A 19618-nucleotide genomic window follows, 5' to 3' on the forward strand; every position below is an offset into this window, starting at 1 on the left:
CGTATGGATGCGATTTAGTATCAAACGAGAAATATTGTTATTTCTGTGTGGCGCGCAAGCGTAAAAAAAGGCCGTTTCCGGCCTCTTTTTGAGTTACTGCTGAACCACCGAAGTGGTCGCTTCAGCAGGCGGTTTAGGCTTCATCAAGCTGAAGTCGATCAACGGCCGCTGCTGACGCTCATAGGGGTTGCCGATCATCAACGGACGTGGCTTGAAGCTGTCGCTGACCAGGCTTTTGCTGTGGTCCAGTTCATCGAAACTCAAACCGGCCATGTCCGCCCAGGTGTGAATCAGATGCGAGCTGCTGTACGGCCGGCTAAGGTCGCCAGCGAAGCTCCAGTCATGGTTTTCGCGCCATTTCGGCGAGGCCCAGGCCATGAACGGAATGGTGTACATCGGCGCGGTCGGTTTGTTTTCGTTACGGCCCAGCGTGTTATGGCCGACCGAATCGAACACGTCTTCACCGTGATCGGAGAGGTACAACAGGAAACCGTTCGGATCGGACTTGGCGTAATCCTTGATCAGGCTCGACACCACGAAGTCGTTGTACAACACGGCATTGTCGTAGCTGTTGTAAGTCGGCACTTGATCGTCACGCACACCGGCCGGCACACCCTGGCGATCCTTGAACTTGTCGAAGCTCGGCGGATAGCGGTACTGGTAGCTCATGTGCGTACCGAGCAAATGCACGACGATCAGTTTGCGCTCGGCCGGATCGGTCAGGGCCTTGTTGAACGGCTCGATCACATCGCCGTCGTACTGCGCGGCATTCTGATTGCGGTTGTTGTTCAGATACACCTGCTCGTCGGCCTGTTCGGAGAAGGTCGTGAGCATGGTGTTGCGCTTGGTCATGGTCTGCTGGTTGGTGATCCAGAAGGTCTTGTAACCCGCCTGTTTCATCATGCTCACCAGCGACGGCGTCGACAGGTACAGATCGGGATTTTCTTCGTCAGCGAAGGTCAGCACCTGTTGCAGCGCTTCGATCGTATACGGGCGCGGGGTGATGACGTTATCGAACACCGACAGCTGATCCTTGAGCTTGTCCAGCTCAGGGGTGGTGTTACGCGGATAGCCATAAAGGCTCATGCGCTGACGGTTGGTCGATTCGCCGATCACCAGCACCAGCGTCGCAGGCTGATTGGCGCCGGCGTCCTTGAGGTTGTGCAGCGGCGGGATCTTGCTCGCGCTGTGCAACATGCCCTGCATGTCGGCCAGCGTGTCGAGGTAGCGGTGGTAGGCCACGGCCATCTGCCACGGCACGGCTGGCTCGATGCGGGTTTCGAACTTCTCGAAACCGCCGGCGAGGCTGCCGGTGCGCATGGTTTGCTTGATCAGCGGATAACCGACCACAGCCAGCAGAATTGCCATCGCGGCGACAAACGCTTGACCACGCGGCAGGTACACCGGGCGCAGGCGGGTCCACAGGAAATACGCGAATGCAGTGTGCGCGAGGAACGCCGGAATCATCCACCAGGCAAAGTACTGGGTCATGTATTCGCCAGCTTCGGAGATGTTCGACTCGAACATGATGAAGATGACGCTTTGCGAGAATTCCTGCTGATAGATAAAGAAGTAGCCGAGGCTGGCCATGGAGCAGGCCCACAACACCACACCGATCACTGCCGCCATCAGGCGTGTGCGTTTCGGGAATAGCAGCATCGGCGCGAGCCAGACGGCGCTCATCACGAACGCCTGACGGAAACCGGTGAACCCTGACGTGCCGGTCAACTGGATCAGTAGCTGGGTGATGCCGGAGAAGTACCAGAAGAACACGAACAGCCAGAGAAACCCGGCCCAGTCGAAACCCGTCGCAGTCGTTTTGCTGCGTTTGAACAATGCCATTCAGCACTCCAGCTCAATCGTCACACCTACCGCCGGACGCGTCCGGAAAACCAGAGCATGAAGCCGACGAACGAAGGCCGAGCGCATACGCCCGGCCAGAATGCGCCAGAGTATCGAAAAGCGAGTGTGAAAACTTTGTTAGTTGTCGAAAATTGCCAAGCGTGCAGCATGTCGGGAACAGCGTCGGCGGTTCCCGAAGCGGGCGGGGAGATCAGGCGTGTGGCGCGCGCTGTACGCGCGGCAAGGGCTGCGGTTGCGCGCCTTGGGTCAGCTGGCGCAGTTGCGCAAGTTCGTGCTTGAGTTGATCGCGTTCATCTTTCAACTGACGCAATTCATCGCGACGGATGGTGACGTACAGAGTTTGTGGCTGGATTGCTGTGTGTACTGTGCCCATTGCTCACCTCGCAAATGGATTGTCTCAACTGTAGATCAGCCCCGATTTCGGGTGCTGATCTACTATCGGCCGCGATTTTGATTTCTTTTGCCCATGAATGGAACTTTTTTATTTCTCATGGTCGGTGTGTCTTCGGCACGATTCCCGACGTTATCTGTCTGGATCGGGCACAATGCCCGGAAACTTCACCCCAGTGCTCTGGACTAACCTCCATTAGTCGCGTTGGGCTATAACCTTTGACACACTTTTATTTGTAGTAAGGAGCATCAGCACATGCAACTCGGGATTATTGGACTGGGCCGCATGGGCGGCAATATTGCACGGCGTCTGATGCTCAACGGTCATTCCACCGTTGTGTTCGACCGCAATACCGCCTTTGTCGAGACCCTGGCCGCCGAGGGCGCCACCGGCGTCGCTGATCTACCCGGCCTGATCGCCGGCCTGGCCAAACCGCGTGCGGTGTGGGTCATGCTGCCGGCCGGCGCGCCGACCGAAGACACCATCGAAACCCTGAGCAATCTGCTTGAAGCCGGCGACACCATCATCGACGGCGGTAACACCAACTATAAGGACGACATCCGTCGCGCGAAAACCCTGGCCGAGAAAGGTCTGCATTACATCGATGTCGGCACCTCCGGCGGCGTCTGGGGCCTGGAACGCGGTTACTGCATGATGATCGGCGGCGACGCCGAGACTGTGCAGCGTCTGGATCCGCTGTTCGCCGCACTGGCTCCGGGCATGGGCGACATTCCGCGCACCAAGGACCGCAAGTCCGACGACCACCGCGCCGAACACGGCTACATCCACGCCGGTCCGGCCGGTGCCGGGCACTTCGTCAAGATGATCCACAACGGCATCGAGTACGGCATGATGGCCGCCTTCGCCGAAGGCTTCGACATCCTCAAGACCAAGTCCAGCGAGCGCTTGCCGGAAGATCAGCGCTTCGACCTGAACGTGGCCGACATCGCCGAAGTCTGGCGTCGTGGCAGCGTGGTTTCGTCGTGGTTGCTCGACCTGACCGCTGACGCGCTGGCCAGCGATCCGAAACTCGACGGTTTCTCCGGTTCGGTAGCCGACAGTGGCGAAGGTCAATGGACTATCGAAGCGGCGATGGAGCAAGCGGTGCCGGTTCCGGTGCTGTCGAACTCGCTGTTCTCGCGCTACCGCTCGCGTGGCCAAGGCACCTTTGGCGACAAGATCCTCTCGGCCCAGCGCTTCGGCTTCGGCGGCCATGTGGAGACACCAAAAAAATGACCCACTCGATCCGCAGGAAATCCAAGGCAGACCCCGCGCCACCGACCACGCTGTTTCTATTCGGCGCCCACGGTGATCTGGTCAAGCGCTTGCTCATGCCGGCGCTGTACAACCTGAGTCGCGACGGCCTGCTCGACGATGGCCTGCGGATCATCGGCGTTGACCACAACGCCATCACGGACGAGGCCTTTGCGCAAAAGCTCGAAGATTTCATCCGTACCGAAGCGGCGGCGAAGGTCGGCAAGGGCGATCAGATTCTTGATCCGGCCTTGTGGGCCAAGCTCGCCAAAGGCATCAGCTACGTCCAGGGCGACTTTCTGGACGACAGCACTTATTCAGCGCTGGCGGCGAAAATCGCCGCCAGCGGCACCGGCAATGCGGTGTTCTACCTGGCCACCGCGCCACGGTTCTTCAGCGAAGTGGTGCGCCGTCTCGGCAGCGCCGGTCTGCTCGAAGAAACCCCGGACGCTTTCCGCAGGGTAGTGATCGAAAAACCGTTCGGCTCCGACTTGCAGACGGCGGAGGCGTTGAACGCCTGCCTGCTCAAAGTCATGTCGGAGAAGCAGATCTACCGGATCGATCACTATCTGGGCAAGGAAACCGTGCAGAACATTCTGGTCAGCCGGTTCTCCAACAGCCTGTTCGAAGCGTTCTGGAACAACCACTACATCGACCACGTACAAATCACCGCCGCCGAAACCGTCGGCGTCGAAACTCGTGGCAGTTTTTACGAACACACCGGTGCGCTGCGCGACATGGTGCCCAATCACTTGTTCCAGTTGCTGGCCATGGTTGCGATGGAGCCGCCGGCAGCCTTCGGCGCTGACGCGGTGCGCGGCGAGAAGGCCAAAGTGGTCGGCGCGATCCGCCCATGGACCACCGAAGAAGCGCGCGCCAACTCGGTACGCGGCCAGTACAGCGCCGGTGAAGTCGGCGGCAAGTCTCTGCCCGGTTATCGCGAAGAAACCAACGTGTCTCCCGACAGCACCACGGAAACCTACGTCGCGCTCAAAGTCATGATCGACAACTGGCGCTGGGTTGGCGTGCCGTTCTACCTGCGCACCGGCAAGCGCATGAGCGTGCGCGACACCGAGATCGTCATCTGCTTCAAACCTGCGCCGTACGCGCAGTTCCGCGATACCGAGGTCGACGAATTGCAGCCGACCTATCTGCGCATTCAGATTCAGCCCAACGAAGGCATGTGGTTCGACTTGTTGGCCAAACGGCCGGGGCCGGCGCTGAACATGGCCAACATCGAGCTGGGGTTCGCCTACAAGGATTTCTTCGAAATGCAGCCGTCGACCGGCTACGAAACGCTGATCTACGATTGCCTGACCGGTGATCAGACGCTGTTCCAGCGCGCCGACAACATCGAAAACGGTTGGCGCGCGGTGCAGCCGTTCCTCGATGCCTGGCAGCAGGATGCGAGCGTGCAGACCTACGCCGCCGGTGACAATGGCCCGCAAGCCGCCGATGAACTGCTGACTCGCGATGGTCGCGTCTGGCATGGTCTCGGATGAGCGAACCGATCCGTTTTCTGCTGAGCGACATGGACGGCACGCTGTTGCTGCCCGATCACAGCCTGAGCCAGCGCACGATTGATGCGGTGCGTTCGTTGCGTGAGGCGGGCGTGTTGTTCAGCCTCGCCACCGGGCGTCCACCGAAAGCCATGCTGCAGCAGATCGAAGCCTTGGGCGTTGATCTGCCGACGGCGGCGTTCAATGGCGGCACCATCGTCAATCCGGATGGCACGCTGTTAGCCGCGCATTACTTGCCGGTCACCGCAGCGCTGACCGCACTGGCGTTGTTCGCCGATAAACCGGAGGTAGAGATTTGGGTGTTCAGCGGCGGCGACTGGCTGTTGAAAGATCCGCACGGGCCGATGGTGCCACGCGAACAGCATGGCCTCGGTTATCCGCCGGTGGTGGTCGAGAGCTTCGAGCCGTACCTTGAGCGTATCGACAAAATCGTGGCGACCAGCAACAACACCGATCTGCTGATCGAGCTGGAAGCACAGCTGCTGCCCAAGGTCGAAGGTCAGGCGCAGGTGTCGCGTTCGCAACCGGTTTATCTGGATGTGACGGCGCTGGAAGCGAACAAGGGCAGCGCACTGGCGACCATCGCCAAACATCTCGGCATCCCGCTGGCGCAGACTGCCGCGATTGGCGATGGCGGCAACGACCCGGCAATGTTCCATTGCGCCGGGCTGTCGATTGCCATGGGCCAGGCAGAGGACACGGTCAAGCGTCAGGCCGATGTGGTCACCGGCTCCAATACCGAAGACGGCGTGGCGCAAGCGATCGAGAAATACATCCTCCCGCGCTGACTTAAAATCTCTGCATGACTGCATGACTGCATGACTGCAACCACATGACCACATGACCGCATTACTGTAGGAGCTGTCGAGTGCAACGAGGCTGCGATCTTTTGATCTTGTCTTTTGTAAAAAAATCAAAAGATCGCAGCCTGCGGCAGCTCCTACAGGATTGGGTGTTACAGCCAGTAACTCACGCCATACCAGCCCAGCAACCCCATCACCACGGTGTACGGCAACGCCATCCACACCATGCGCCCGTAAGACAAGCGCACCAGCGGCGCAATCGCCGAAGTCAGCAAAAACAGAAACGCCGCCTGACCATTCGGTGTCGCCACGCTCGGCAGGTTGGTGCCGGTGTTGATCGCAATCGCCAGCGTCTCGAAATGCTCGCGGCTCATGTGCCCGGACACGAATGCCTGTTTAACTTCCGTGATGTAAATTGTCGCAACGAAGACGTTGTCGCTGATCGCCGATAGCAACCCGTTGGCAATGAACAGCATCCCCGGTTGCTGATCCGCCGGCAGCGCGAGTACCCACTGGATCAGCGGCACAAACAGCTGTTGGTCATGAATCACCGCCACCACGGCGAAGAACACCACCAGCAGTGAAGTGAACGGCATGGCGTCCTTGAACGCATTGCCGAGGCGATGCTCGTCAGTGATGCCGGTAAACGCCGTGATCAACACAATCACCATCAGCCCGATCAATCCGACTTCAGCGACGTGAAGCGCAAGCCCGACAATCAGGATCAGCGCCGCCAGACCCTGCACCACCAGAGCAGCACGTTGGCGTGGGGTGCGTTCGGCGTTGTCCTCGGCAGCGTAGTTGGCCAGTACGCTGCGCACGTTGTCCGGCAGCAAGGTGCCGTAACCGAACCAGCGCAGTTTCTCCAGCAGCACGCAGGTAATCAGACCGGCGACCAGCACCGGCAACGAAACCGGCGCGACCTTGAGGAAGAATTCGGCAAAGTGCCAGCCCATCTCATGGCCGATCAGCAGGTTCTGCGGCTCACCGACCAAGGTGCACACACCGCCGAGCGCTGTGCCGACCGCGCCGTGCATCAACAGGCTGCGCAGGAAGGCGCGGAATTGCTCAAGGTCTGCATGATGCAACTTCGGCAGGTGCTGATCGTCGCTGAATTCGCTGTCCTGACGCGGGTCGTTGCCGGACGCCACGCGGTGGTACACCGAGTAGAAGCCGACCGCTGCGCTGATGATCACGGCGGTGACGGTCAGTGCATCGAGAAATGCCGAGAGAAACGCCGATAGAAAGCAGAACATCAGCGCCAGCAGCGCTTTCGAGCGCACGCCGAGCAACAAGCGCGAGAACAGAAACAGCAGCAGGTCCTTCATGAAGTAAATGCCGGCGACCATGAACATCAGCAGCAGGATCACCGGGAAGTTGTGCTGCAACTCTTCGTACAGGGCTTGCGGCGTGGTCATCTTCAGCAGCAGCGCTTCGATCAGCAGCAGGCCACCGGGCATCAGCGGGTAGCACTTGAGCGCCATCGCCAGGGTGAAAATGAACTCGATCACCAGCAGCCAGCCGGCGGCGACCGGGCCGACGGTCCACATCACCAGCGCATTGAGGATCAGGAACCCGACGATGCACGCCTTGTACCAGCGCGGCGAGTGCCCGAGAAAGTTGTGCGCGAAGGCCTGGGCCATTGAACCGGACATCGGCTGCTCCTTGTTTTAAGAAGCGCGCAAGTTGCCGTAAGCGCCGCGGAAGATCAAGTGTGGGAAGTTTCTGATTATTGATTCAGATATCGCGCTACGACGGCCCGGTACTTTCCATCAAGCGAGTAACCGCCAACCAGAATCCCGCCTGATGCCTGCACAGCCAGCGAAGTGGCGGTATCCAGACTGCGGCCCAGGCGCGTGCGTAACCAGCCACGGGCCTCGGCGAACTGCGGATCCAGCCGGCCATTGGGCAAATATCGAGCGACAACAAAATCAGCCTCGACACCGCCGATAGTTGCGCCCACAGCGACGATGCGACCATCACCCATGCGTTGCGCGGCGGTCCATTGGCAGCCGCTGGGGCCGATGTCCAGCAGGTGCGGCTGACCATTGTTATGGTGCAAATCGGGGCGGCCGTTAGTGTGAACGGCCAGCGCCATACAGCGAATCGGATCCCGGCTGCTGCCAAAGCACTGCAGATGCCCGGCAGATTCCACTACCTGACTGACTTGAGCGCTTTGACCGTTGGCTTTAAACGCCATGAAGCCGTCCACGGCAAAGCGTTGATCAAGTTGCCCATCAGGCAGATAGCGCGCTAACAGACCTTGTTGCGGGAAGTCGATAGAACCTGCCACCACAATCCGCCCGTCGTTTTGCAGCGTCAGACTGCCGAGCCAGGTATTGAGCAACAGGTGGCGGATCATCACGAAGCCGCGGCCGTTGAAGGCTGGATCAAGTTGGCCATCCGCTGTCAGGCGAATCAGCATGCCGACCTGGTCGGAAAAATCGTAATGATGGTTGGCGATCAACAAAATCCGACCGTCATTCTGAACCGCGCAATCGCACGCTTCGGCACCGGGAACGCCCGGTGGCAACCACGGATCGCGAGACCCCATGGACAGGTCGCCGGGCAGGCGGACGATTTGCACGCCATTGTCGCCAAAACTTGTATCCGGCCGGCCGCTAGCGTCGAACATAGCGAGGGCGGGCAGGGTGCGCCGGTCGTTTTGGTAGTGCAGGCCCACTAACAGAATGCGTCCGTCGGGCAGTACCTGGACTTTGCCACCGGTGGCTTCGAAGCCTGGGGCAAACTGGTCGATCACACTGCCTTGCACGCCGAAGCTCAAGTCCGCCGAACCATCCTCTAACAGGCGCGCAAGACCAAAATGGCTGCCGTCAGCCATTGCGACTTTGGCGGCTACCAGCACTCGCCCTTGTGTATCCAGGGCCAGGCCTTGCGTCATGCTCGATGTGCTGTCGGCAAAATACACCTGAGCCAGGCCATGGTTGGCAAAGTCCGGGTCAAGTTGTCCGCTGTCGGTGGCGAGTGTCGGTAGCGCAAAGGCGTTCCGGGATGGCATGCATGCTTCTCCTTGCAAGTTGACCTGCGCCCGGGGCCGGGCGGGTAACTGCATGAGCGAAACATTCAACCTCTGAATCAGCGCCAGTACAACTGACAGAAATAACAGGTGGAGGGTCGCACTGTGCCAGAACAGTGTCTTTTGGAACCAGTTGCAAGCCTGCCAAGTACTTCGTCGATAAAAGCACTGGCGCAAGTTGTACAACGTGCGGCGGGGTATAGGTTTTTGCTAACGGGCAATAAAAAAGCGGATGACTCGAAAGTCATCCGCTTTGGTTTGAATCAGTGTGGCATCGACCACGATTGCAGCAAGTAACCGTCTTCACTCAATTCGGCGCGAGCCTGTTGCAACAGCAGTTCAAGCTGAGCCGGATCGGAGTAAGCGCTGCTCGGGATTTGCGTACGGCCGATGTGCGAGTTAGTCCGGTCGATAACGGTCAGGCTTAGTTCGCCGTTGCCGTCTTGTGGCGCCCAAGCCACGCATTGGTAGGGTTTGAACGCGTGGTTGGCAATCAAAAGAGCTTCGTTGATACGGAGCGGGGCGGTCATGGGATCTTCTCTCTAATAGTGCCCAATCAAGTGATGTGCCGTCGGTTGGGCTTACCGTTCGGCTGGTTACTTGTACTGATGCACGCAACCCGGTGACGGGTCACACAAGATTCGAAGAAATTTATTTTTTCTTTCACGCCCTCAGCTTTAAGACAGCAAATGAAAGGCTGGTGAAAGATTCAAGTCGATAGCTAACTAATAACCCCGCTGCTTATAACTGCTTGAGTTGTACGCCTATAAGCAATCGATACAAGGCGCCGTCAAATTCTTGCTAATGTTACAGCCAGGTCTGCCAAATGACTGTTTTTACAATCATTTCTTTTAATTTGGCGCCAAGGAACAGTCATGAGCGAAGCGCCTGCGTTACGACGTTTATTGGTGGTCGATCCGTGTGACGACTGTCATCGACTATTGCCCGGATTACGCGCGGCAGGCTGGGATGTCGACAGTTGTACGCTGGAACATGCCGGCGACCGAAGTTGCGATGTCGGCCTGCTGCGTTTGCAGCCTTTTCACCTTGAACGGCCCGAAGCCGTCAAAGAGCTGATCAGTCGCAGTGGCACCGAGTGGATAGCCGTGCTCAATCAGGAAGTGCTGCGGCTGCAAAATGTCGGAGATTTTGTCTGCGAGTGGTTTTTCGATTTTCATACCTTGCCGTTCGACGTGTCGCGGGTGCAGGTCACCCTCGGCCGCGCATTCGGCATGGCGCGCCTGCGCGGGCAGGGCACGATTCATATTGATCAGCCGGAACACGAGTTGCTCGGTGACAGCAAACCGATCCGCGAGCTGCGCAAACTGCTGAGCAAACTGGCGCCGACCGAGTCGCCGGTGTTGATCCGCGGCGAAAGTGGCACGGGTAAAGAGCTGGTGGCGCGCACGCTGCATCGGCAGTCGCAGCGCCACAGCAAACCGTTCGTGGCGATCAACTGCGGCGCTATTCCGGAACATCTGATCCAGTCCGAACTGTTCGGTCATGAAAAAGGCGCCTTCACCGGTGCGCATCAGCGCAAGGTCGGGCGTATTGAAGCGGCCAACGGTGGCACGCTGTTTCTCGATGAAATTGGTGATCTACCGTTGGAACTGCAAGCCAATCTGCTGCGCTTCCTCCAGGAAAAACATATTGAGCGCGTTGGCGGCAGTCAGCCGATTCCGGTGGATGTACGGGTGTTGGCCGCGACTCACGTCGACCTCGAAGCGGCAATCGAGAAGAAACGCTTTCGCGAAGACTTGTACTACCGCCTCAACGTCCTGCAAGTAGTCACCGCGCCATTGCGCGAACGGCATGGCGATTTGTCGATGCTGGCCAACCATTTCTCCCACTTCTACAGCCACGAAACCGGTCGCCGGCCGCGCAGCTTCAGTGAAGATGCGTTGATCGCCATGGGTAAACACGATTGGCCGGGCAACGTTCGAGAGCTGGCTAACCGCGTGCGGCGTGGCCTGGTGCTGGCCGAAGGTCGGCAGATTGAGGCGCGCGATCTTGGGTTGATCAGTCAGCAGTCGATCGCTGCGCCGATGGGCACGCTAGAGGATTACAAGACGCGAGCGGAACGTCAGGCGTTGTGCGATGTGTTGAATCGGCACAGTGACAATCTGAGCGTGGCGGCGAAAGTGCTCGGGGTTTCACGGCCGACGTTTTATCGCCTACTGCACAAGCATCAAATACGTTAGAAACACATCAAAAGATCGCAGCCTTCGGCAGCTCCTACATAGGGAACACCCTGTAGGAGCTGCCGAAGGCTGCGATCTTTTGCTTTACGTCAGAAGTAATACGGGAATTTCAAACTGAAGGAAAAGTCCGGCGCATCGTCGGTCATGCCAATCGACAAGTTCGGCACGATGGTCAGGTTGTCGGTGGCAGCAACGGTCATGCCGATGTTGAAATAACCGGCGTTGGCATCACTGGAGACCACGGACTCCCAATCCCCGCCATCCTGTTTCAGCTTGCTTTTGCGTTGCACCAGATCAGACACCGAAAACGACATACTCATTTTCTCGTTCAGTGCGAAGGCTACGCCAGCGCCGATCTGGAAGCTGTCTCCAATGCGCACCTTGCCAGGGTTTTTCTGGTTGACGGTCGAGCTGATGTCGTCGAACGATTCCTCGAGGTTGTGGGTGTAGGACAAACTGCCAAACAGCACAGCCGGGTCGAACGTTTTGACCAGCGAGATGCCCGGTGTGATCGACCAGACACCGTTGCCGGTTGGCAGCGTGTCAGGCACGAACAGGTTGGAGTTGGCATCGGTCTGGCGCAGCTTGATCCCGAACGGGTCCTTGCCGGTAGGGGCTTTGACCCGCAATGTGACTACCGCATCCGGAGTGTTGACCGACTCGTCGAGGAACTTGTAAGCCACCCCGAAGTTGACGTCGCCAATGGTTGGATCCTTGGTGACGGTTTCTTCCGTGGTCACACCTGCCGCGCCCTGGTTGCCACCGCCCGACTGATACGTCGATTCGCGATACACGACCGGCACGTTCAGATCGAACTGCCAGCGGTTATCGAAGTTGTAGCGGCCCGTGAGATCGAGGGTCCAGGTGTCGGCCTTGATCCGGTCGAGGTTGATGTTGCCGAGAAAGATCGAGTCCAGCGCGAGGAAGCCGTTGAGGATCAGTTGGCGAGTGTCGTAGCGCGAGTAAGTCACGCCGGTTTCGACACTGAACTTGCCGCCACCGAAGAAGCCGCTGGCCTCGTCGTACAGGTTGGACACGCTCTGCGCCGGCTGCGAATCATCGGCCAGGGACTGACCGTAAGATGCGCCACTGCCTCCCGCCGCGCCCCCCGACGCTGCGGCAGCCCCCGTCCCGGTGGCTACGCGATTGCCTTTCATGTCGGATGGCGACTTGGCCAGACGTTTTGGTGGCGGGGAAGCGGGCTGATCTTCGACCTGACGGACCCGTTGTTCGAGTACCGCCAGGGCTTTCTGTTGTGATTCGTATCGTTGCTTAAGCTCCAGAAGCTCCTGTTTCAGAGCCTCTACATCGGCATTAGGTGCCGCTTGCAGCATGGCGGCCGGCAGTAGAGTGCTCAAACATACAGCGGCGCGCAGTGATACTGATCGATACATGAATAAGCCGTCCCTTTAAGCCCAATGATCGAGACTCAGCGTAGTTCAATATCCAATACTGCGTAGTGCTCTGAGTTGGGTCAGGTTGCAGTCCAGTGCACCGGCACTCATGCCGTTGTTATTCAACACGACGTTGAGTTGAGTCAGGTTGTTGACCACGTTGGCACTACCGAGCAGACGGGTATTTTGCAGCAAACCGCCCTGAGCGACCTGTTGCAGCGCTGTACCCTGATTGCCCGAGGCTTGAATGGCCATTTGTACACCACCGTTGGTGGCCGACACCGCCACATTGCCGGCGGCGTTGCTGCCGGTGATGGTCTGCCCGGCCATCAAGGCCTGGCCCTGGGTTGGCATCAAAGCGGGCGCCTGCGCGGCTTCCTTGACGTTGATCGCGACGTTGTTGGTGGCCGTGTTGCCATCACCCGCGGCGCGTACGCTTTGCGTTATCCCCTGGGAACTGTTGAGCCCGGCACCACCAATGACTTCGCCAGTCCCCAGTTGCGGGGTGCTGCCGTTGCCGTGTTCTTTGATGGTCTGGACGTAGAATTCAGGTTTGACTGATGCAGCCTGAAGTTGCATCGAGGTCGCTGCCCCGATCAGATCGCCACTGGCGTTGCGCCAGGTACTGCTCATGACAATGCCGAAGCTGATGATTCGCCCCGGCATGACATATCGACCACGCAGCTCGGCCAGCTCCTGGTCCTTGATTTCGATGGGCTTGAATCCTGCATTGGCATAGCCTGACGCACTCGCTGCCAGGCAGGCGGCGGCCAGCCAGTATGAGGTTTTCATTTGCTGCTCCCGGGACATCCAGTCCCACTCTTTATAATCGGCGATTAAAAGAAGTCGCTCTGTATGAACCCGAAATCCATCAATTCAGCATCTTTGACAGGGTTGAAGCCATCCAGCTTGTTTTTCGCGGTCAACGGCAGCGGAGGGCTGCGCAAGGCATTGGCCTTGTCATATCCGGGGCCGACGATGGCGAACACAATACCGTTCCAACCTTTGACAAAGTCATCGTGTTTGTAGCGCTTGTGGCCTAAGACCGGGTCTCCGATGTAAACCCAATCCTTGTCCGCTCGCTGCAAAACCACGAAATGCTTGTAGCCGCGAATGTCCATCAGTACCACCACCGGAATCGTTACTGAATCAAGCTTCTCCGGCGGAATCCTGTAGCCCCTGGCGCGCATGCCGATGCTTTCTATATAGCGCTTCATGTCGAGCATGGAAAAACCCTGAGTACGAACAAGGTCCTGGTCAGCGTTGACCAGCATGCCTTTGATGATGTGCTCCTCATCGACGTCGAGCCAATAAGCCTGGCGTAATACCGTAGCCAGTGCAGCGGCGCCGCAACTGAAATCGGTTTTTTGTTGGACTATGTCGGCAAACTTGCGCTCACGCAGGCTTTGCACATCCTTGTAGACCAGCACACCACCCGGCAGGGCAGCGACCGGCATCTGTGCAGCCTGACTCAGGCCAGACAGACAAAGCAGGGCGATAAGGGCAGTTTTACGCATGATCGATACGCCTTTGCGGACTGAGGAAAAGCCCCGTTTCCGGGGCTTTCGTTTCGATCGCGATTACATGCAGGCTTTGCAACCTGCGGCGATGGACAGCGAGTTGCTTTGTTGGTTGCCCACACCCGCCGAGACGTTGGCTCCGCCGTTGCCGGAGAAGTTGTTCATCGAGTTGGTCATGTTGGCGTTGTTGACGACAGGTGCTTTCCAGCCATCTTTGGTCAGCACTTGCTGAGTGGTCACGCCAGCGAGGCCAAAGGTACCCACGGCTTCGAACTTGGCTTTCTGGTCATCGTTGCCGCCGTGGCCGCCGCCACGATTGCCCCAACCGCCGTGATCGTTATCGTCTTCGATGGTTGCAGTGCCTTTGGCTTTGAACACGCCAGCCGCTGCATAAGTGCCGGTGAGGGTATCGGTTTTGTAGGTACGTACGCCTTTGTTGTCGACAACCAGGCCAGTGGAGGACTGGTTGGCAGCAGCAGCGGCAGACGCGACGCGACCACCCGATACGGCGATTGCCAGGTTGTTTTTCTGTTGGTTGAAGTTGCCGGCAGTCACGTTGATCCCGATGTTGCCGGAACCGTTATTGCCAGCGTTGTTGAGTGTTGCAGTATTGGTAGTCGACGAGTTTTTCACATAGTTGTTGTTGTTGACTTGAGTCGCACTCGAGACAGCAACAGCAGTGCCGAAGATGAAGCTTTCGTCGGCGGTAGCCAAGGCTGCAGCGTTGTCTTGCTGGTTGCCGTCGCCGGCTGCCACGTTGGCGCCCATGTTGCCGTTGGAACCGTTGAGCGAGTCACTGGCATTGGCGGTGTTTTTGGTGCCTTGGTTGTTCACCTCGTTGCCGTCGCTGTTTTGCTCGTCGAGCACAGCGGCGCCAGCACCCGCGGTAATTTGCAGAAGTTGTTCAAGGGTAGGGCCTTTCGGGCCATGCCCATTACCATGACCGTGATCATCATCACGACCGCCTGCCTGTGCTGCGATTGCCATCACTGCTGCAAGTGCGAAAACCAGTGGTTTGAGAGCCATTGTAGGTTTCATGGTGTTTCTCCGTGCTTATTAGTTGGTTAAGTGTTGGTACTTTCTAATTGCACTGCTTTTTATATGGGTCAGTCTGCGACCCGGATGCTCAGGGTGTTAGCCATACGGTTCCCCACCCCGGCACTCTGGTTCACCTGAATCACCCCTCGGCTGCCGGTGAAGGCCTGATCACTTGTCGTGACCTGGCGACTGCCGGTTGGGGTGCCAGTTGCTCCTGAGCTCGGTAACAGCGCCACGTTCTGTTGCGACAGGGCGCTATCGTCAATGCTCTGCGGGCCGGCACTGATGCTGACGCGCGTTACATTGGCCATCTGGTTGTTGGCACCGGCGCCCTGGTTCACGCCCAGGATCCCGTTGCCATTACTGAAAGAGGTGCCACCGATGGTTGAACTGGCGTTCATCGAGCGGTCGGCGGGTGTGTCGATCTTCTGAATCACGCGGGTGCTGGCGTTTGACTCAGTGCCAATGGCGATCGCCTTGACGTTGGCCTGCTGCATCTGGTCGCCAGCGGCCTGGTTGACGTTGAAATTGCCTTTGTACTGGACGCCGGAATTCTGGATGTCTGCCTGGTTGATCGAGGATGGATCGGCCATTGCGCTGGTGCAGCCGAGCAAGGCAAGCAGGAGCAGAGAGCGAGTCATCTTATTGGCCTCCAGCCATGCGGGTCAGTGGAGCAAGACCGGAACTCATCGCGCGGTTGACGGTGTTGGAAATCGAGCCGCCAGCACCGCCGCCGTGACCCGCACTCATGCCGGGCATCCCGTTGTTGCCGTTGGTCAAGGTGTTCATGCCGGGCAGATTGGAACTTGGCGTATTGATGTTGCCGCGGATGGAGGACCCGCTGGCGACGCCGGCAAAATCACCGTCATTGAGCTCGGTACTGTTCAACGTCGAGTTGATGCGCGCCGAAGGGTTGGCATTGACGGTGGTCGGATAGGGGTCTTTGCCGCCATTGCGGCCAATCGGGATCGGTTGCACGTCACGATTGAGTACGATCACGCCATTGCCTTCGGCCTGAACGTTGAAACTGATAAAAGGGCTGGCGGCTGATCCGATCAGCACGAGGCAAGTAAAGGCTTTTTGAATATTCCCCACGGCGGCAATTCCTTCTTCAGTGGGCTGGGCCTGTTCAGCGTTGTGAAGGAGAGAGCGAAAGCTGTGCCGCTTTTTGAAATTGCTGTGGATTCAAGGGCTTGAGTTGCGTTGCCGCGCTGCTGATACAGAAACTGTTTCAGCCGTGAAACACGCACCCGGCGCGGCAACTGCCGATTGGCATTGCAAAGCTCTGGCACAAGGGTTTGCGCGCAGGTGTTTCATCTGCGTAACAAGTCCCGTGACAAACTGATGAAGGGCGTTGAGACGGGCACTTTGCACCCGCAGATGTGTTTCAGGAATGGACACTTGTGCCCCAAAGCAGGGGAAAACAGGGGCATAGACCCCCCGCAGAATGGGTCAGCCTGCCAGCAGCTCGGCCACGGCAGCGCAAGCCTGGCGGCGACGCTCGAGCCAGTCTCCCTGAATTATCAGCAGGGGTTGCTGATGCAATTGCAGCCAGGAGCAGGTGGCGTCAAAGAATGCCCTGCGCTCACTCAGTTGCGGCTGGCAGCGCTGGCCATCATCGGTCCAGTCGATCTGCTCCGGCGAGAGCAACAGATGCAGATCGTAATGACGACTGAGCAACTCTGGCTCCAGCCATGCCGGGCAGTCGCCGAATAACGTCTGACTCCACACAATATTGCTCAGTAGATGCGTATCGAGAATCAGCAGCGGGGGCAGTTGCGCGCGCGCCTGATCCTCCCAGTGCAACTGGCCACGGGCGATCTCGGGGATATCCGCCAGGCAGGTATCACGCGGGTTCTGCTCGATGAACCAGCGCACGTACTCGTCCACTCGCAGACCGCCGAATTGTTCTTGCAGCGCGGCCGCCAGCCAGCTCTTGCCGGTGGATTCCGGGCCGGTGAGGACAACGACTTTCATGCGCGCAACGCCGGATCGGCACGCCATTCGCGCCAGCCTTGCACCGCGATCAGGGTGAACAGTGCATACAGTGCGGCAGTCAGGTACAGCCCTTTATAGAGGAACAGCCCGACGAAAATCACATCGAGTACGAACCACAGCGCCCAGCATTGCAGGCGTTTGTGTGCCATCCAGAATTGCGCAACCAGGCTGAAACCGGTCAGCGCGGCGTCGAGCCAGGGCTGCGCAGCGTCGGTCCAGTGGGCCATGCTTGCGCCCAGCGCCAGACTGCCGACGGCACCGATAGCCAGGCCTTTGACAATCGACTGGGGGGCGAGTCGGCTCACCTGGCGCCCGTCATGCATCGAGACGGCGCGGGTCCATTGCCACCAGCCGTAGACCTGCAGGGCGGCGTAGATGACCTGCAACAACATGTCCGAATACAGCTTGACCTCAAAGAACACCCAGCTGTAAAGCAGCACCATGACCAGCCCGATCGGCCAGCACCAAGGATTCTGTTTGACCGTCAGCCAGACCGCGATCACCCCGAGGGCGGCAGCAAACAGTTCAAGCCCGGACATGCGAGATCCTTGGAGGAAATAGAGGAGGGCGCGGATTGTACCGGGTCGACAGGCAAGATCAAAAGATCGCAGCCTTCGGCAGCTCCTACAGATGCACCAAAATCTGTAGGAGCTGCCGAAGGCTGCGATCTTTTAGCTGTTACACGCGGAACTGGCGCAGGAGGCTGTTCAGCTGTTCGCTCAACTGGCCCAACCGCACACTGGCCACGCTCGACTGCTCCGCCGCCAGCGCCGTGCTGTGTGACAGTCCGGCAGCCTGAGTAACGTTCTGGTTGATGTCTTCAACCACATGCGCTTGTTGCAGCGTGGCACTGGCAATCGAAGCATTCAGGCCGTTGAGGTTACGCAGCGCCTGACCAATCGCATTCAGGCTCGCACCGGCCAGCCCCGCCTGTTCGATGGTCAATTGCGAGGCCTTGCTGCTGTCGCCGATCACTTTCACAGCCGCTTCCGAGTGATTCTGCAAACGTTCGATCATCGTCTGGATTTCAGCGGTCGATTTCTGCGTACGCTGCGCCAGCAAACGCACCTCGTCAGCCACCACCGCAAAACCACGACCCTGTTCACCGGCCCGCGCGGCTTCGATCGCCGCGTTGAGAGCCAGCAGGTTGGTCTGTTCGGCAATCGAGCGGATCACTTCCAGCACGCTGCCGATCTGCGTGCTTTCAGCCGCCAGGGTGCGAATCACTTCAACCGCTTGGTCGATAGTCCCCGAAAGCTTGTCGATCTGTTGCAGGCTGCCATCGATATTGATCTGGCCCTGCTGCGCCTGCGCCTCGGCGTCGCGCATTTCGCTGGCGGCGTGTTCGGCGTTTTTCGCCACGTCCTGCACGCCATAGGTGACTTCATTGATGGCGGTGGCCACCAGTTCCATCTGCTGCGACTGTTGCTGGCTGCGTTGCTGGGCTTGTGTGGCATCGTTGCCCAGTTCGCTGGACGACTGGCCGAGGGCGCTGGCGGATTTCTGCAAGTCGCCGATGACCCCGCGCAACTTGGCGGTGAAGGCATTGAAGTGATGCGCCAGTTGCGTGACTTCGTCCTGGCCGTGGGTGTCGAGACTGCGCGTCAGGTCGCTTTCACCACTGGCGATGTTGGCCATGGCGTTTACGGTTTCCTGCAACGGGCGCACGATACTGCGCGCAATCAAGACCACCAGCAGCACCATGATCAGCGCAATCACCAGGCCCGCGACTGACGCCTTGATCACCTGGCCCTGGAACTCGGCCTGCACGTCATCGACATACACTCCGGAACCGAGCACCCAACCCCACGGCTCGAACAGTTTCACGTAAGAAGTCTTGGCTACAGGCTCACTGGCGCCGGGTTTCGGCCAACGGTAGTCGACCATGCCAGCGCCCTTGGCCTTGGCGATCGCGACCATCTCGTTGAACACCGCAAAGCCGTCCGGATCGCGGATCGCCGAGAGGTTCTGGCCTTCAAGTTTCGGATTGGTCGGGTGCATGACCATCACGGGCGTGAGGTCGTTGATCCAGAAATAGTCGTTCTGGTCATAGCGCAAGCCGCGAATGGCGGTCAGCGCCTGTTTTTGCGCGGCATCGCGGGTCAGGCTGCCGGCGGTTTCCAGGCCTTGGTAATAGTTCAGCAAACCGCTGACTGTCTGCACCACGTGCTGGGTTTTCTGGGCTTTGGCGTGATAGAGGTCGTCGTGAATCTGCTTGAGCATCAACACGCCCAAGGTCAACAACATCACCACGGCCACAATCAAGATGAGCCACAAGCGTCGGCTGATCGACACACTGCGCAAGCTGTTCATAACGCTGTCACTCCGATTTCTTTTTCTTGTAATAACTCACCGCCAGCATCCAACCACGTTTTGTGTGACCGGGCATACGCGACTCAAGTCGTACAGCGCACCAGCGCTGATACGGCGTGTCTGTTAGGATTTCGGCCCCGCGCGGAAAAACCTGAGTCGAGATTGATTTTTCACGCAATTTTGACTGTTTTGCAGCGATCCTCTGCGCCGGGAAAACGCTACAGAAACAGCCAGCTACGCTGGACGCAGTGAACAGTTAGAAAAATATTATCGGGGCATGCCAGCG

The 19618-nt window shown here is 58.5% G+C and carries 18 protein-coding genes; 4 read left to right on the top strand and 14 right to left on the bottom strand.

Annotated features, from left to right (window positions below; translation table 11 throughout):
• Positions 1-93 precede the first annotated feature (93 nt).
• Both ACOI8A_RS21945 and ACOI8A_RS21950 read right to left on the bottom strand, forming a co-directional pair.
• Positions 94-1842 (bottom strand): phosphoethanolamine transferase CptA, encoded by a 1749-nt coding sequence (locus ACOI8A_RS21945; protein WP_420649853.1) that lies wholly within the window; start codon positions 1840-1842, stop codon positions 94-96.
• 211 nt (positions 1843-2053) lie between these two features.
• Positions 2054-2236 (bottom strand): DUF6026 family protein, encoded by a 183-nt coding sequence (locus ACOI8A_RS21950; protein ID WP_420649852.1) that lies wholly within the window; start codon positions 2234-2236, stop codon positions 2054-2056.
• 273 nt (positions 2237-2509) lie between these two features.
• On the opposite strand from ACOI8A_RS21950, the gene gnd reads away from it, so the two are divergent.
• Genes gnd through ACOI8A_RS21965 form a run of 3 tightly spaced genes read left to right on the top strand, consistent with a single transcriptional unit; the run spans position 2510 to position 5816 of the window.
• Entirely contained in the window at positions 2510-3490 is a 981-nt protein-coding gene (gene gnd, locus ACOI8A_RS21955) for a phosphogluconate dehydrogenase (NAD(+)-dependent, decarboxylating) (RefSeq protein WP_420649851.1), read from the top strand.
• The gene (gene zwf, locus ACOI8A_RS21960) at positions 3487-5010 is read left to right on the top strand and encodes a glucose-6-phosphate dehydrogenase (RefSeq protein ID WP_420649850.1); all 1524 of its coding nucleotides are present in this window, start codon (positions 3487-3489) and stop codon (positions 5008-5010) included. Before gnd ends, zwf begins: the two co-directional genes overlap by 4 nt.
• Entirely contained in the window at positions 5007-5816 is an 810-nt protein-coding gene (locus ACOI8A_RS21965) for an HAD family hydrolase (protein ID WP_420649849.1), read from the top strand. Before zwf ends, ACOI8A_RS21965 begins: the two co-directional genes overlap by 4 nt.
• A 167-nt stretch (positions 5817-5983) precedes the next feature.
• Here the strand turns inward: ACOI8A_RS21965 and nhaB are convergent, their stop codons facing one another.
• The 3 genes from nhaB to ACOI8A_RS21980 form a co-directional block, all read right to left on the bottom strand.
• On the bottom strand, positions 5984-7486 hold the full coding sequence (gene nhaB / locus ACOI8A_RS21970; protein ID WP_420649848.1) for a sodium/proton antiporter NhaB: 1503 nt from the start codon (positions 7484-7486) through the stop codon (positions 5984-5986).
• A gap of 74 nt (positions 7487-7560) precedes the next feature.
• Entirely contained in the window at positions 7561-8850 is a 1290-nt protein-coding gene (locus ACOI8A_RS21975; protein WP_420651453.1) for a hypothetical protein, read from the bottom strand.
• 281 nt (positions 8851-9131) lie between these two features.
• Positions 9132-9398, bottom strand: coding sequence for a hypothetical protein (locus ACOI8A_RS21980; protein WP_420649846.1), 267 nt, complete (start codon positions 9396-9398; stop codon positions 9132-9134).
• Between the two features lie 345 nt (positions 9399-9743).
• Between ACOI8A_RS21980 and ACOI8A_RS21985 the strand changes: the two genes are divergently transcribed.
• Positions 9744-11069, top strand: a complete 1326-nt coding sequence (locus ACOI8A_RS21985) for a sigma 54-interacting transcriptional regulator (protein ID WP_420649845.1) — start codon at positions 9744-9746, stop codon at positions 11067-11069.
• Between the two features lie 89 nt (positions 11070-11158).
• On the opposite strand, the gene ACOI8A_RS21990 is transcribed toward ACOI8A_RS21985, so the two are convergent.
• The 9 genes from ACOI8A_RS21990 to ACOI8A_RS22030 all read right to left on the bottom strand — a co-directional run bounded on the left by ACOI8A_RS21990 (position 11159) and on the right by ACOI8A_RS22030 (position 19332).
• Entirely contained in the window at positions 11159-12463 is a 1305-nt protein-coding gene (locus ACOI8A_RS21990) for a hypothetical protein (RefSeq protein WP_420649844.1), read from the bottom strand.
• A gap of 45 nt (positions 12464-12508) precedes the next feature.
• The gene (locus tag ACOI8A_RS21995) at positions 12509-13255 is read right to left on the bottom strand and encodes a hypothetical protein (RefSeq protein ID WP_420649843.1); all 747 of its coding nucleotides are present in this window, start codon (positions 13253-13255) and stop codon (positions 12509-12511) included.
• A gap of 44 nt (positions 13256-13299) precedes the next feature.
• Complete coding sequence (locus ACOI8A_RS22000; protein ID WP_420649842.1) at positions 13300-13980, bottom strand: C39 family peptidase; 681 nt, start codon at positions 13978-13980, stop codon at positions 13300-13302.
• A 63-nt stretch (positions 13981-14043) separates the two neighbouring features.
• Positions 14044-15021 (bottom strand): heme utilization protein, encoded by a 978-nt coding sequence (locus tag ACOI8A_RS22005; RefSeq protein WP_420649841.1) that lies wholly within the window; start codon positions 15019-15021, stop codon positions 14044-14046.
• A 68-nt stretch (positions 15022-15089) separates the two neighbouring features.
• A complete protein-coding gene (locus tag ACOI8A_RS22010; RefSeq protein ID WP_420649840.1) occupies positions 15090-15662 on the bottom strand; it encodes an adhesin in 573 nt (190 codons plus the stop codon).
• Between the two features lies 1 nt (position 15663).
• Complete coding sequence (locus tag ACOI8A_RS22015; protein WP_420649839.1) at positions 15664-16116, bottom strand: hypothetical protein; 453 nt, start codon at positions 16114-16116, stop codon at positions 15664-15666.
• A gap of 357 nt (positions 16117-16473) precedes the next feature.
• Positions 16474-16998 (bottom strand): AAA family ATPase, encoded by a 525-nt coding sequence (locus tag ACOI8A_RS22020; protein WP_420649838.1) that lies wholly within the window; start codon positions 16996-16998, stop codon positions 16474-16476.
• Positions 16995-17558, bottom strand: coding sequence for a nicotinamide riboside transporter PnuC (pnuC, locus tag ACOI8A_RS22025; protein WP_420649837.1), 564 nt, complete (start codon positions 17556-17558; stop codon positions 16995-16997). The genes ACOI8A_RS22020 and pnuC overlap by 4 nt, the downstream gene beginning before the upstream one ends.
• Before the next feature lie 139 nt (positions 17559-17697).
• A complete protein-coding gene (locus ACOI8A_RS22030; protein WP_420649836.1) occupies positions 17698-19332 on the bottom strand; it encodes a methyl-accepting chemotaxis protein in 1635 nt (544 codons plus the stop codon).
• Between the last annotated feature and the right edge of the window lie 286 nt (positions 19333-19618).

This window comes from Pseudomonas sp. P4795 (genome assembly GCF_048822895.1).
GTDB lineage: Bacteria > Pseudomonadota > Gammaproteobacteria > Pseudomonadales > Pseudomonadaceae > Aquipseudomonas.